The organism is Streptomyces sp. BYX5S, assembly GCF_054724165.1.
The window spans coordinates 4167903-4180756 of record NZ_CM138829.1 but is presented as its reverse complement, the minus strand read 5'-3'; the positions used below and the strand labels follow the sequence as shown (position 1 = coordinate 4180756).

Genomic DNA, 12854 nt, shown 5'->3' with positions numbered 1-12854 from the left:
TAGACTTCGCGGTATGACGTCAAGACCTCCGCAGGGGCCATCGCAGGCGACGACGGAGCCACCGCAACGGCAGAAGCGGACCCGGAAGGCACCGGAGGAGCGTCGCGCGGAGATCATCCGCACCGCTGCGCGGATCGCGCTCGAGCACGGGCTCGAACCGGTCACGCTGCGCCGCGTCGCGGACGAGCTGGGGGTGCGGCCCGGACTGATCGGCCACTACTTCCCGGCCTCCGACGACCTCGTCGCCGAGGCGTTCGGCTACGCCGCGACCCAGGAACGCAACTCGCTGCTACCCGCGGCCGAGACGGACCTGCCGCCGGCCGACCGGCTCGCGCTCTTCCTCGTACGGATCACCGGCGGCGCCTACGCGGACCTGAGCCGCCTGTGGCTGAACGCCCGCCACCTCAGCCGCTTCAAGGAGTCGCTGCGCCGGGCGGTCGACGCCCAGGAGGCCGTCACCCGGGGCGAGTTCGTCGAGCTGATCGAGGCGGGCGAGCGGGACGGGTCCCTCACCCCCCGGGGCGGTGCACTCCGGGCGGCGCTGCACATCCTGATCGCCGTCGACGGTATGGGCGCGTACGCCAACGCCCACACCGAAGGCGCCGACCCGCTCCCCGAAGGGCTCGGCCTGGACCACCTCGTCATCGAGACGGCCGAGACCCAACTGGGGCTGCCGGCCGGGGCGTTGCGGAAGCGGGCGCGGGACGCCGGGGCGACGGACTGAAGCCGTGGCGCCCGAGCCGGTCGGGGCGCCCGGGACGGGCCGTCAGTTTGGCGTCGGGGCAGCACTTACCCGATGCCACGGTGCACCCGCGACGAAATCCGCGAGGCGTCCGACGCGGCCCGGAAGATCCACGACGACATCCGCTGCGGCCGAGTCCTCATCCATGCCCCCGACGGCCACACCAGCACCACCGTCGTCGGCACCTACCTCGACCACCACCGCCCGCCCATCCAGACCACCATCCCCTGGCGCAAACCAGCAAAACAGAACCAACCGCGTACTCAGGGATAAAACAACGGAGGAAAACGACCCCTTAGAGCTCGTAACGCGATCATGCTCCGGCCTTCTTGAGGCGGCGCCAGCAGATCAGGCCGCAGGCCAACGAGATGAAGGCGTCGTGGAGATCGAGGCGTCGTTCCCAACGGACGGCGAGGCGTTTGAACTGATGGAGCAGGGCGAAGGTCTGCTCGACGACGTAGCGGAGCTTGCCCAGACCCTTGATATTCGGGGCGCCCTTGCGGGAGATGACGGGCATGATCCGGCGTTTGCGCAGTTCACGGCGGACGGCTTTCGAGTCGTACGCCTTGTCGCCGAGCAGAGCCTCGGGGCGTCGGCGGGGACGGCCGGGCCGTCCCGCGACCGGTGGGATGCCGTCGATCAGGTTGAGGGTCTGGGTGATGTCGTTGACGTTCGCCGCGGTGGTGAGGGCATGGAGTGGGGTGCCCTTCCCGTCGCAGATCAGGTGGTGCTTGCTGCCCGTTTTCCGGCGGTCGACCGGCGACGGACCGGTCGCGGCTCCCCCCTTTTTGCGCGGACGTGGGAGCCGTCCACGCACGCGCGAGTCCAGTCGAGTTCGCCGGCCGCGTTCAGCTTCGCGAGCAGGATCTTGTGCAGCTGCTCGAAGACCCCCGCCTGCTGCCAGCGGTCCAGGCGCCGCCAGCAGGTCTGCCCGGAGCCGAACCCCAGCTCCAGAGGCAGGAGTTGCCAGGCGATGTCCTGGTGCAGGACGTACAGGATGCCCTGCAGGCACAGCCGGTCCGGCACCGGTTTCGGGCCCGGCGACCGCTTCGGCCAGGGCGGCAGCAGCGGCGCGATCAGCGCCCACAAGTCGTCGTCCACGATCCACGGCCGAGTCGTCACACCCACCCGAACGGTCGGATCGTCACATCAGTCACGCCCGACCAGGGCACTACAGCAAGATCCTGTTATGAGCTCTTAGGGCTACCCGCCAGGTTTCCCGTTCACTCCATAACTTCGCCACGAAAAAAATCCGCAAGAGAATTACGATGCCGACAACGAGGACGCAGGGAAGGTTGTCCACGCGAGGACTGCCGTCTGTCCGGAGCTGCTGTAGAGACCCGATCGCACGTTTACGTACCAATCGTTACTTCGCCAAAGGCGAGTGCGATCCGCCGTCAGCCTCGCTACCGGAACCGTGGCGCTCCGAGCCGCTTATCCCGCGCCCTCCGCGGCACGCGCGTACGCCAGGGTGGGCGAAAAGGCGCGATTTCAGAAGTGGAGGACAGCATCATCCAGATCTAACGAACGATTCATCGCCGCCGGCGCTTGCGCGACCCGTCACCATAACTGGTCGACCTAACCCACCATTTGATTACCAAACACAATGTCACGGCGACGGCTAGGGCTACAACCAGGAAGGTGTTCACTGAATCCTCATTCCGTCTCGTACGCGCCTTATGTGCAATGCGATATTCGCGACTCACGGGAGAGGTGCGGCTAGAGCACCAGAAGAACCAAGTAAGGGAACCGCGGTCTGCAGCCAAAGCCACCAAGATCCTGACGGGGCGATCCCTCGAAGGTCCCGAGCGGGTTTCGGTCGATGTCTCAGACGGCTGTGCGCGGCACCGGGCGGTGTCACCTCTGAGTGGCTTCCTGGTGGCAGGAGCACACGCATCGGGCGTCGCAGAACTTGCAGCGGCCAGGTCGCTTCTCGCCCTGGTATCCGGTCATGGACTGACAGTAATGGTGCTGGTTGTGCAGGCACCCCGTCGACAGATACTCATGACCGGTCCTGCCACCGCTCACCCCAGAACTGAGCGCACGCACCTGTAGGTAGGTCAGCAGCGCCGCGACGCCGAGAGTGCTGAGCGCCATGAAGAACCACACGAGACGCATCAGCTGATCGTCCCGCTGCCACACGACGGGGATGAGACCAACGGCCAGCAGGCCGACCAGCCACAGAACTGCCAGCGGCGCGTAGTGTCTGATCTTTCCCACAGGTGCACCTCCACAACGCGCCCCGTCACTGGTGCGCATCGTCTAAGCCTGCTCAGTTTCCCGCTGCCTCATGTGCGAACGGTCCAGATCGGCGACCGCCGGTCGGCTCACTCAACTCGCGGGCATTGTCAGGGGGTTGGCGCGCACACTTCCTTCGCCGCGCGGCACGCGCGAGAGCGGGGGCTCACCCTCCGTCGATGGTGATCCGACGGCGTCGTCCGTCGACCATCGGATGCGATCCTTTCGCTGCTGAATCGTCTGTGTGTCCATCGACTGCAAGCGGCGGAGCAGAGGCCTGCCGCGGCCGGTCGCCGCTCATCGGCAGAGGCGCATCGGGGCAGTTTTGCTTCTGGTTGGTCGGCTCACTGTGACCCACCGTGCGGAGCTGACAAGTCAGGTGCTCGGACAGGTATCGGTGTGCCGCGCCGCCGGCTATTACAGCTCGCGGCGCACCAACGCTTGCGCGAACGGCTCACCGGTCCTTCGCGCATACGCCATCCGCTCGCGCACCTCGCTGAGCGTGCGCGGACGGTAGCCCGGACCCCCACAGCAACTCTTGTGAAAGCGGACACCGGCGCGCAAAAGCACCGTCAGGGTTCGCCAGGCAGCAGTGTCGCGCCGCCGCGGCGGCGCGAAGGCGGAACCCGCATGGATCAACGGCTCGGCGCAGCGCGGGCAGAGCCGCTCGTGGTCGCCAAGGTAGGGCTGCTTGTAAGAGGCCCGGCAGGGCAGACAGACATAGGAAGTCTTCGCGTGGGCCATGCAGACCAGACTACGACCCGCCCTCAACCAAGTTCGAGCCGATTTCCGTTAGAAGCAGCGTGTTTCACGGCGGTTGCCTGACGCTCAATGCACGTTGATCCGCGGAGAGCAGGCTTCGAATCGTCCCGCATCGCCTCGGAGGTCGCGAGCCGCGGCCCATGGGGGCAGTAGCAGAAGCCGGGCGGATCGCTGCTTGAATGTGTTGTCGTCCCGCCAGCCCATCGAGGAGAAGTGCGTGCCTCTTGTTTCCGTCGTGATGCCCGTCTACAACGCGGCGGCCACGCTCGGTGCGTCGGTCAGGTCGGTTCTCACACAAACCCACAGCGACCTGGAATTGCTGGTCACTGACGACCAGTCCACAGACGGCTCCATGGACTTGCTGCGCGAACTGGCCCAGCAGGACAATCGCGTGTTGCCAGAAGCGGCACCCACTCAGGGCGGCGCCGGCCGGGCCCGCAACCTGGCGATGACGCGCGCCCGGGGCGACTACATCGCCTTCCTCGACAGCGACGACCTGTGGTTGCCGCAGAAGGTCGAGAAGCAGCTCGCGTTCGCGGCCCAAGACGGTGCGCGGGCACCGTTGACGTTCACGTCGTACTTCAAGGTGGACGCCGGTTTCACGGGCGAGAGCGTGAATTTCGCGCCGAACGGTCGGATCGTCCGCGCTCGCGAGCGGGTGGACTACCAGGCGATGCTGGTTCGCGACTACATCGGGGCGCTCACCGCGATGTACGACCGCAGGGTGCTGGGCACGCGGCTGATGCCCGAGATGCGTAAGCGGCAGGACTACGCCCTGTGGCTGAGCATCCTGCGAGACGGCTTCCAAGCGCGGGGACTGGCCGAGCCGTTGGCACTGTACCGAGCCCACCAGGCGGGCTCGCTGTCCTCCAACAAGCTGGGCCTGGTCCGCTACAACTGGTCCCTGTACCGCCAGCACGAGCAGTTGTCGGTGGCGCGGTCGACGCGGGCGCTGGCCGGCGCCGTGTACCAGTCGCTGCGCAACTCGCGGATCTAGGGGGTTCGTTCAGCTCATCCGATCGGTCGTCCGGGTGTGTCGTCGACTGATGTGCAGTGGGCGCGGATCGAGCCGTTGCTCCCGAAGCGGGCACCGAAGCGGGACGGCCGGTGGCGAGACCATCGCGAGGTGATCGACGCTATCGCCTTCGAGTTCCAGACCCGCACCCCGTGGATGTGACTGTCGGAGCGATACGGCAACTGGCGAGGTGTCTACAACCGGCTGCGGATGGGGGCCGTCGATGGCACACGGTAAAAGGCACGTGGGAACGAGTCTTCACCGCACTGATGCCGCAGGCCGACGCCGACGAGGACCTCAACCGGGCCGTCTCTGCGGACTCCACGATCATGCGGGCCCACCAGCACGGGCCCGGTGCGGACCGGTGGGCGCCGTCCGGTGCTCCTGCTCCGTCCTGCGCCATGGGGAACACTGCGCATCGGTGCGAGGCCTCCCTTTCCGCTTGCGCGAATGAACATGCCTCACCCGAAACGAAAGAGCCGATCGCGCGATTGCGTGAACACGTCGCAGCTCACCTGCTGTTGCGGGTCGAAGAGCACAACGTCATGGCCGACCGACGCTCGTCCGCCGTGCGTGCGCCCGCAGCGGCCGACGGCCCTCGCCGAAGCGCCGACGGACTGGAGCCCGTGAGGGGGCCACGCTACGCCGTCGGCCACGGCCCGAAGAACCGAACCCTCCCTGCGGCGGCCGACCACTCGGCACGCACCCGCCCGAGGCGGCTTTCCCCCTACACGCGGCCGAGCCGCTCGACACCAGCCCCCAGCCCGACGGCCATAGGGGGGCCGCACGCACCCATCGCGCGCCGCTGGCCACAACACCGACGGCCCTCCGCGGACCCGTCTTTCCTCCCGTCAACCGCCTGTCACGGTGGCACGTTCACGTGATCATGTTCGTAGGCCGGACTACCTCTCACACAGCCGCCCGTCGGTGACACCGTCCGTGGGATCCTCCGCGCAGGAGGTGTCGTGGAATCAGTGGGTGGGGCTGACAAAGGGTGGAAGTACGCCTTGCACAGCGACGAGGACGAAGATGAGTTCTGGGGGTTTGTGCAGGATGCCAGAGGGCTGTTCGATCCTCAGGAAGACGGCCTTCGGCGGGTTGAACTGCTGGGGTGCTCGCCGCAGGGAAAGTTTCTGACCGGTCTCAACCATCTGAGGAGTCGGCGAGCGACGGTAGGTGGGGCCCATCTGGCGTTTCTCGATGCTGAAGGCATGGAAATGGGTTCCTACTTTGTCAGTGGGTTGACCGCGATGGCCGCGAGGCCGTCCGTGCACGGTGATGGCCTGTTCGATGTCGAAGTGCGGCTGTGGTGTGACGAACTGCTCCCGGCGGCCGCAGACATCTGGGACCTGCTCCGGAGAAGGAATATCGACCGCAAGGGCATATGGCAGGACCTCGACGCGGCAGGCCGGAAGGCATGGTTGTCCATCGCGCTCTGGTCTCGTGAGTACCAGCCTCGCGGACACTCCGAAGATGCCGCACCGGGGCAGGTGTTCATCATGGACGGCCGGCAGGTCACCGATATCAACAGCATCTACTGCGCGCTGGGAGAGGCCATCAATGGTCCGGGCGGATACTTCGGGTGGAATCTCGCTGCCGTGGACGACTGTCTGCGCGGAGGCTTTGGCGCCAAGCCCCCATTCACGGTGGAATGGCTGCACTCGAGCACCGTGGGATCAGACCTGATCGACCATCCTGTGGCGGGCCGCGAATCCGCGGCCGACCTCCAGGTTCTCCTTGAGATTTTCGCCGACCGCGGCGTCACCGTCCTCATGCGGTGAACAGGACAACGCCATCTCGTGCCGCGACCGGCACTCACCTGTCAAACGGCTTGCAGTGGAATTTGTGGGCGGGGCACGGCCGCGTCCGGCTGAGGGCGCGGGCCGGCCGAGCCGGCAGGTCATGCGTGTGATCGCGGAAATGGTGAGCATCGCCTCGGCGTGCTCGGGCAGCGCCTCGTAGTCGCGGACGTCGCGGCAGGCATGGAGCCACAACGCCAGGCTGCGCTCCACCACCCAGCGGACAGCAAGATGCAGCCCCTGGCGGACTTGGGGCGGCTCACTGTCCTGATCATGAGGCCGCGGAACGACTTGGCCCAGCGACGAGGGCGCCCGCGTAGATCGGGTCGGCCCAGACCGCCGTGATCAGCGATGCATGAGGCGCAGGCGCAGGGAAACTTCGCGGGCGGCGACGCTGTCGTGAACGTTGCCGGGCGTCACCATCACGAACAGCAGCAGGCCTCGCGTGCCGACCACGATGTGCGGCAGGGCCCTGAACTTGCAGCCGGTGTCGACGACGTGGCGGATCGCGTCGACGATGTCGCGGCGCGGCCGCTTCTCCGGGATGATGACCGCCGGTTGAGACCCTCACCGACCCCAGGCTTTGCGCCGCCATCGTCGACCGCCTCATCCTCGGCGGCAACCTGATCGACCGGCATCGACTCCTACCGCCTCGCCTCCACCCCAGCACGCGCCGCACAACAGCCGGTGAGCTGAGCGAGGCCGGCGAGCACTCACTCACCGAACAGCACCGCAGACCCGAAGACGCGAGCGACCCAGCGGCCCATCAGGGTCTCGAAGTCCGCCGCTGAGGCGATGCCCGAAGCCGGGAGGGAACCCGCGTCGCCGAGGTCAGCAATGAAGTCCACGTCGGCCCAGCCACCCCGGAACAGCACAACCGACAGTTCGGCATCGCCCGGCCCGCAGAGGGTCACGCCAACCGAGTCAGGGTCATGAACCCGGGCCCTGTCGGTCTCCAGAGGCTGGGGCCACGGCGCCTCGGCATCCCTCCAGGTCACCTGGCCCACTTCGAGGCCTGCCGATCTCCAGCCCACCGTGCGGCCGGCCAGAACCGCAGCCGCCTCATCAAGATCAACCACCCTGTCCATGAAGTGATCATCCCTCCTGGACGAATCCGCCAGGCATCATGGGGCCGTGCACTGGAATACATCGGGCGAGGCCGTCGTGGAAGCGGGCTGGCAGGCCGTAAGGGACGACGGGCGCGTACCCACCGAGCTCCTCGAAGCGGCCTACGCGTAGCCGCGCCTGCCGCAGTTGTTCCCCTGGACGGGAATGGGCGAGCTGCACTTCAGCCGTTGTACCGAGAAGCGATGGACCTGGGACATTCCCTATGTCCAGCCCGCCGCCGAAGGCGCCTACCGGGTTTTGGGCCCCGCACGTAACGAGTCCGTGGGCCCGGCGGCCACAGCGCAGGAGGCCATCGCCATGGTGGTCGAACGCCTGCCGGCGCCCTGTGGCCCCGCATTCCTCGGTACGCCAGAGGAACTCGCCGCTCACGAAACCGCAGCCCGGAAGCCGTGGGCGAGCCGAAATCAAATACCAAGCTGAGAGATGGAAAAGGGCTCTCCGCACGTAGCTGCGGAGAGCCCTTTTCGGGCTGGTGTCAGCCGCCTACGTACCAGCTGAAGCCGCCATTGGAGGCAGCCACGATCATCAGCACCACGAAGAGCAGCACGTCGAGGATTCCGAGTGCGAGAGCGGCCTTCGCCATGCCCGCGCCGCCCTTGACCCCGGACTGTCGAATCGCGACGGCGCCGAAGATGATGGCCAGCGGGCCGAGCACGATGTTCAGGATGAAGATGCCGACGATGCCGCATACGAGGCCGGCGATGGCGAGGCCGTTGGTACGGGATCCTTTGGCGGCGGTCGCGCGGTTACTGAAGTCTGTCATCGCTGTCTCCCAGGTTCGGCTTCCTGTGCTGTGTGCTCCCGCATGCCCTGGGTTTCCGTAAACAGACAACTATGAGCTCATAACAGGATCTTGCTGTAGTGCCCTGGTCGGGCGTGACTGATGTGACGATCCGACCGTTCGGGTGGGTGTGACGACTCGGCCGTGGATCGTGGACGACGACTTGTGGGCGCTGATCGCGCCGCTGCTGCCGCCCTGGCCGAAGCGGTCGCCGGGCCCGAAACCGGTGCCGGACCGGCTGTGCCTGCAGGGCATCCTGTACGTCCTGCACCAGGACATCGCCTGGCAACTCCTGCCTCTGGAGCTGGGGTTCGGCTCCGGGCAGACCTGCTGGCGGCGCCTGGACCGCTGGCAGCAGGCGGGGGTCTTCGAGCAGCTGCACAAGATCCTGCTCGCGAAGCTGAACGCGGCCGGCGAACTCGACTGGACTCGCGCGTGCGTGGACGGCTCCCACGTCCGCGCAAAAAGGGGGGAGCCGCGACCGGTCCGTCGCCGGTCGACCGCCGGAAAACGGGCAGCAAGCACCACCTGATCTGCGACGGGAAGGGCACCCCACTCCATGCCCTCACCACCGCGGCGAACGTCAACGACATCACCCAGACCCTCAACCTGATCGACGGCATCCCACCGGTCGCGGGACGGCCCGGCCGTCCCCGCCGACGCCCCGAGGCTCTGCTCGGCGACAAGGCGTACGACTCGAAAGCCGTCCGCCGTGAACTGCGCAAACGCCGGATCATGCCCGTCATCTCCCGCAAGGGCGCCCCGAATATCAAGGGTCTGGGCAAGCTCCGCTACGTCGTCGAGCAGACCTTCGCCCTGCTCCATCAGTTCAAACGCCTCGCCGTCCGTTGGGAACGACGCCTCGATCTCCACGACGCCTTCATCTCGTTGGCCTGCGGCCTGATCTGCTGGCGCCGCCTCAAGAAGGCCGGAGCATGATCGCGTTACGAGCTCTATGCGCCCAGTGAACTTAGTTGAGAGATTCAATTCCGTTTTGTACGGGTGAAAGCTCGAGGAACTCGAACACCGCGCCGATCTTCAACTTGTCTTCTCACCTCGGCGTGAGACGAGGCGGGCGAGTGAGTGAGTGAGTGAGCGCCCGATGGGCGCCGTCGAGGATGCCGTCGCAGCCGATCAGGGGCGGAGGGGCAGGGGGCGGATGGCGTCGTCGAGGTCCGCCCCCTGTCCGTACCTGTCGCCGGGCAGCGCGGCCCCGGGCGACACCGCCGCGTCCCGCTGCCGGTGCACGTGGTCGTTGTTGCCGGGATCGCGTTGCTGCTGCTGGTTCCGTGGTGCCGATGTCGCGGTCGCCCGGAGTGACGGCCCGCGGTCAGCGGTCCTGTGCGAGGGCGACGAGGTCGGCGAAGCGGCCGCCGGCGTGGACGAGGTCTTCGTACGTTCCGTGTTCGACGACGCGGCCCTGGTCCATGACGAGCACGCGGTCGGCGAGCCGGGTGTTCTCGAGCTGGTGGGTGACCACGATCGTCATGCGCTCGGCCGCCAGGCGTTTGATCTGCATGAAGATGGCGTGTTCGCCGCGGGCGTCCATCTGGGAGGTCGGTTCGTCCAGCACGATGAGTGGGGTGCGCCGGTACAGGGCGCGGGCGCACACGAGGCGTTGCCATTGCCCGCCGGACAGTTCGGCGCCGCCCCACAGTTCCCGGGCGAGGAGGGTGTCGAGACGGGCGGGGAGCTTGTCGATCGCCTCGCGCATGCCGACGGCGTCCACGACGTCCCACACGGGGCCGTCGTCGAGGGTGCGGGGCTGGCCGAGCGTGATGTTCTCCCGGACCCGCAGGGGCCAGCACGCGAACTGCTGGGGCACCAGCGCGGTGCGGCTCCAGACGGAGTCGGGGGCCGCCTGGGCGAGGTCGATGCCGTCCCACAGCACGCGTCCCTTGTCCGCGAGCAGGATGCCGGTGATGGCTTTGACCAGGGTGGATTTGCCTGAGCCGTTCTCGCCGACGACGGCGAGGATCTCGCCGCGCCGCAGGGTGAGCGACACGCGGTCGATGGCGGGTTCGGCTTTGCCGGGGTACTGGTAGACGACTTCGTCCAGGCGGATCTCATCGACGCGTTCGGGGATGGTCTGCTCGCCGCGCCGCGGGCTGCGTTCGGCGGCCATGTCGAGGAAGGAGCGCATGTCGGCCAGGTAGAGCGAGGTGTGGAAGAGGGCGGCGCCGTGGATGACGAACTGCGACAAGGCGGCGAGTGTGGTCTGCACGGCGACCACGGCGGTGGCGGCGACCGGGAGGGGCATGCGGCCGGTGGTGGCGAGCCAGGCGAGGGTGGCCCAGGTGTCGAGCAGGAAGACCCCGCCCAGGGCGCTGGTGGACAAGGTGATGCGCAGCATTCGGGGTGCGGCGGTGAGGGTGCGCTGGTCGATGCGTTCGGACAGGGCGCGGTACCAGTAGGTGAGGTAGCCGGTCATGCCGTTGGCGCGTACTTCGTCGCCGTAGCGGGAGTAGGTCGCCACCCAGCGCATCATCGAACGGACGTTGCGGTCGCCGACGTTCAGGTAGTGCGTCTCGTAGTCCACCCGTGCGGACAGCACGGCTCCGGCGCCGGCGGGGACGACGGCGAGCAGGAGCAGTGGCAGCAGCAGCGGGTGCAGTGCGGTGATGACGCTGCTGGCGGCGATCATGCGGACGAGGGCGGACATGAACCGCTGGGCGTCCTGCACCATGAGCCGGGTTCGGGTGACGCCGACCTCCGCGGCTTCCTGCCGGTCGGCGAAGCCGTCCTCGGCGTACACGGACGACTCCACCCGGCAGACGGCTTCGACCAGGGCGGCGTCGGCCTCGGTCAGCAGGACCGGTGTGATCCGTGCGTCCGCGTAGGAGGCCAGGGCGCCGCTGACCCGGCCGGTGATCGCGGCAGCGGTCACGACGGCCAGCGCGGGCAGGGCGCCGTGCAGGCGTTCGCTGACGTCGCCGGCTCCGAGGATGTGGGTCATCGCCCTGGCGGTGGACGTCAGCAGCACGGCGGCCGCGACCCCGGTGAGCAGCTGGCAGGCCAGGAGCAGGGCGACGCCGGTTCTGTCGACGGCCCAGGCCATGCGGGCGCTCTGGGCGAGGACAGTGGGCAGGCGCCGGCACATGGACCCGAAACTGGCATCGGCCAGGGGGTTCTTGCCGTGCTTGCCCTCGAAGGTGATGGGGGCGGGTGGTGGAGGGTGCGGTGTTTGGGGGGTTGGTGCGGTGGCGTCGGGTGCTGTCACGCGCGTTTCTCCTCGGCTCGGTTCCGGCCCTGGACGGCTCGGCGGTGCTGGGCATAACGACGGCTCGCCGGAATCGAACGCGCACGATTCCGGACTTGGTTGGTGCCGTGTGCCGGCGGGGGCCGGGGGTGGGCAGCCTGCGGGGAGGCGGTGCGTACGGCGCGCAGATTGGCCGAATCGCCGGTTCCAGAACTTGCGACAGAACTTGGGGCAGCCAGGCCGCTTTCGCCCTGGCATCCGGTCATGGACCGACAGCAGCAGGCGTGCTGATTGTGCAGGCACCCGTCGAAAGGGCGGCGTCTTGGATGCCCGCGCGGGCCGGGGTGGCCGACACGTCGGGCCGGACGTTTTCGGCGACAGCGACAGAGTGCGCCGCGGCCCACCGCCGCCCTCCAGGACGCCCGGAAGCACGTCCTCGAATTCTGAAAGCGCCCCCTCCCGCTTGCCGAATCCTTTCGCTGACGGACAGTGAAGCCGGGCGTAGTTTTGGGCTGGTTTGGGGGCGGCAGAGTGAGGCAAAGAAGTCGTCCGATCTCACAGAAAGAAACACGTTGAAGAACAGCAAGAAGGCCGGCGTCGCCAGGCGCGCCGCCCTCGCCGTGTCCGCAGCATTCGCCCTCGCTCTGTCCGTCGCGGCGCCCGCCGCAATGGCCGCCCCCGCCGCGGACCCGCACGGACTCTCGTGCGAAAAGGGCAAGCACAACATCGACGACTACACCGGCTGGGCGCTGTGCACCAACGTCGGGGACGAACCCATCACCTTCTGGGTCCACCTGATCTGCGGCTGGTCGCCCGACGCGGACGGTGAACAGATCCGCCTCGAACCGGGCGACTCCGGCCAGTCGACCGCGCACTGCTCAAGCCTTGGCTCGGGGATCGGCGAGATCCAGATTTACTCATCCTGACAGCAGGCGCCAAAGAAGGCGTTTCCCCGGGCTGCTCCCCGGGGGAACGCCTTCTGGCGCTGCGCGTGGTGGCCGACGCCGACGGGCACCGTGCGGTCGACCGGTGTGCGGTGGAAGGCGTGCAGGGCGCCGCCGTGGACGACGCACTGCGAAGCGCTGGAACACCGCCACGCGGCGACCACCCGGCCCCAGCGGCGCACGTTCAACGTGCCGACAGCCCAGCCCTGTTACAGCCCAGCCCTGTTGACGGGGGACGCTCGACCT

At 67.6% G+C, this 12854-nt stretch carries 14 protein-coding genes and 2 pseudogenes; 9 read left to right on the top strand and 7 right to left on the bottom strand.

From position 1 onward, the window contains the following. Positions 1-13 precede the first annotated feature (13 nt). Both ACYBSK_RS19055 and ACYBSK_RS19050 read left to right on the top strand, forming a co-directional pair. On the top strand, positions 14-724 hold the full coding sequence (locus ACYBSK_RS19055) for a TetR/AcrR family transcriptional regulator (RefSeq protein ID WP_460242564.1): 711 nt from the start codon (positions 14-16) through the stop codon (positions 722-724). A 72-nt stretch (positions 725-796) separates the two neighbouring features. Then, positions 797-1015 carry a hypothetical protein gene (locus ACYBSK_RS19050; protein ID WP_460242563.1) on the top strand — a complete coding sequence of 73 codons (219 nt, stop codon included), beginning with the start codon at positions 797-799 and terminating at the stop codon, positions 1013-1015. Positions 1016-1055: 40 nt separating this feature from the next. Here the strand turns inward: ACYBSK_RS19050 and ACYBSK_RS19045 are convergent. The 3 genes from ACYBSK_RS19045 to ACYBSK_RS19035 all read right to left on the bottom strand — a co-directional run bounded on the left by ACYBSK_RS19045 (position 1056) and on the right by ACYBSK_RS19035 (position 3724). Continuing rightward, positions 1056-1846, bottom strand: a protein-coding gene (locus tag ACYBSK_RS19045) for an IS5 family transposase (RefSeq protein ID WP_460246943.1) whose coding sequence is annotated in 2 segments (ribosomal slippage) — positions 1056-1531 and positions 1531-1846 — 792 coding nt in all. Because the reading frame shifts where the segments join, the coding sequence is not laid out codon by codon here. A 753-nt stretch (positions 1847-2599) separates the two neighbouring features. Continuing rightward, positions 2600-2962 (bottom strand): hypothetical protein, encoded by a 363-nt coding sequence (locus tag ACYBSK_RS19040; protein WP_460242562.1) that lies wholly within the window; start codon positions 2960-2962, stop codon positions 2600-2602. A gap of 435 nt (positions 2963-3397) precedes the next feature. Next, complete coding sequence (locus tag ACYBSK_RS19035) at positions 3398-3724, bottom strand: deoxyxylulose-5-phosphate synthase (RefSeq protein ID WP_457478332.1); 327 nt, start codon at positions 3722-3724, stop codon at positions 3398-3400. A gap of 235 nt (positions 3725-3959) precedes the next feature. Here ACYBSK_RS19035 and ACYBSK_RS19030 point away from each other — a divergent pair, with 235 nt between their 5' ends. From ACYBSK_RS19030 to ACYBSK_RS19020, 3 genes are all read left to right on the top strand, one after another. Next, a complete protein-coding gene (locus ACYBSK_RS19030; RefSeq protein ID WP_457478331.1) occupies positions 3960-4739 on the top strand; it encodes a glycosyltransferase family 2 protein in 780 nt (259 codons plus the stop codon). 36 nt (positions 4740-4775) lie between these two features. Next, on the top strand, positions 4776-4919 hold the full coding sequence (locus ACYBSK_RS19025) for a transposase (RefSeq protein WP_457478330.1): 144 nt from the start codon (positions 4776-4778) through the stop codon (positions 4917-4919). Between the two features lie 845 nt (positions 4920-5764). After that, on the top strand, positions 5765-6538 hold the full coding sequence (locus ACYBSK_RS19020) for a barstar family protein (protein ID WP_457478329.1): 774 nt from the start codon (positions 5765-5767) through the stop codon (positions 6536-6538). Positions 6539-6586: 48 nt separating this feature from the next. Here ACYBSK_RS19020 and ACYBSK_RS19015 read toward each other — a convergent pair. Then, positions 6587-7099 (bottom strand): annotated as a pseudogene (locus tag ACYBSK_RS19015) (transposase); the annotation flags it as partial. A gap of 17 nt (positions 7100-7116) precedes the next feature. On the opposite strand from ACYBSK_RS19015, the pseudogene ACYBSK_RS19010 reads away from it, so the two are divergent. Continuing rightward, positions 7117-7252 (top strand): annotated as a pseudogene (locus ACYBSK_RS19010) (IS21-like element helper ATPase IstB); the annotation flags it as partial. Between the two features lie 17 nt (positions 7253-7269). Here ACYBSK_RS19010 and ACYBSK_RS19005 read toward each other — a convergent pair. Beyond that, positions 7270-7644, bottom strand: coding sequence for a hypothetical protein (locus ACYBSK_RS19005; protein WP_457478328.1), 375 nt, complete (start codon positions 7642-7644; stop codon positions 7270-7272). A 184-nt stretch (positions 7645-7828) separates the two neighbouring features. On the opposite strand from ACYBSK_RS19005, the gene ACYBSK_RS19000 reads away from it, so the two are divergent. After that, the gene (locus ACYBSK_RS19000; protein ID WP_460242561.1) at positions 7829-8104 is read left to right on the top strand and encodes a DUF6193 family natural product biosynthesis protein; all 276 of its coding nucleotides are present in this window, start codon (positions 7829-7831) and stop codon (positions 8102-8104) included. Positions 8105-8159: 55 nt separating this feature from the next. Here ACYBSK_RS19000 and ACYBSK_RS18995 read toward each other — a convergent pair whose 3' ends face one another. Continuing rightward, positions 8160-8447, bottom strand: a complete 288-nt coding sequence (locus tag ACYBSK_RS18995) for a DUF4190 domain-containing protein (RefSeq protein ID WP_457478326.1) — start codon at positions 8445-8447, stop codon at positions 8160-8162. 166 nt (positions 8448-8613) lie between these two features. Between ACYBSK_RS18995 and ACYBSK_RS18990 the strand changes: the two genes are divergently transcribed. Further along, a protein-coding gene (locus ACYBSK_RS18990; RefSeq protein WP_460246943.1) for an IS5 family transposase occupies positions 8614-9404 on the top strand; the annotation gives its coding sequence in 2 pieces (ribosomal slippage) (positions 8614-8929 and positions 8929-9404; 792 coding nt in all). A 391-nt stretch (positions 9405-9795) separates the two neighbouring features. Here the strand turns inward: ACYBSK_RS18990 and ACYBSK_RS18985 are convergent. Next, positions 9796-11565, bottom strand: coding sequence for an ATP-binding cassette domain-containing protein (locus tag ACYBSK_RS18985; RefSeq protein ID WP_460242560.1), 1770 nt, complete (start codon positions 11563-11565; stop codon positions 9796-9798). 671 nt (positions 11566-12236) lie between these two features. Here ACYBSK_RS18985 and ACYBSK_RS18980 point away from each other — a divergent pair. Then, positions 12237-12590, top strand: coding sequence for a hypothetical protein (locus tag ACYBSK_RS18980; RefSeq protein WP_457478324.1), 354 nt, complete (start codon positions 12237-12239; stop codon positions 12588-12590). Positions 12591-12854: the final 264 nt, after the last annotated feature.

Excerpts from the sequence above, each read along its gene's own strand:
- ACYBSK_RS19055 (WP_460242564.1), top strand. The coding sequence starts at position 14 with ATGACGTCAAGACCTCCGCAGGGGCCATCGCAGGCGACGACGGAGCCA.
- ACYBSK_RS19050 (WP_460242563.1), top strand. The coding sequence starts at position 797 with ATGCCACGGTGCACCCGCGACGAAATCCGCGAGGCGTCCGACGCGGCC.
- ACYBSK_RS19035 (WP_457478332.1), bottom strand. The coding sequence starts at position 3,724 with ATGGCCCACGCGAAGACTTCCTATGTCTGTCTGCCCTGCCGGGCCTCT.
- ACYBSK_RS19005 (WP_457478328.1), bottom strand. The coding sequence starts at position 7,644 with ATGGACAGGGTGGTTGATCTTGATGAGGCGGCTGCGGTTCTGGCCGGC.
- ACYBSK_RS19000 (WP_460242561.1), top strand. The coding sequence starts at position 7,829 with ATGGGCGAGCTGCACTTCAGCCGTTGTACCGAGAAGCGATGGACCTGG.
- ACYBSK_RS18995 (WP_457478326.1), bottom strand. The coding sequence starts at position 8,447 with ATGACAGACTTCAGTAACCGCGCGACCGCCGCCAAAGGATCCCGTACC.
- ACYBSK_RS18985 (WP_460242560.1), bottom strand. The coding sequence starts at position 11,565 with ATGTGCCGGCGCCTGCCCACTGTCCTCGCCCAGAGCGCCCGCATGGCC.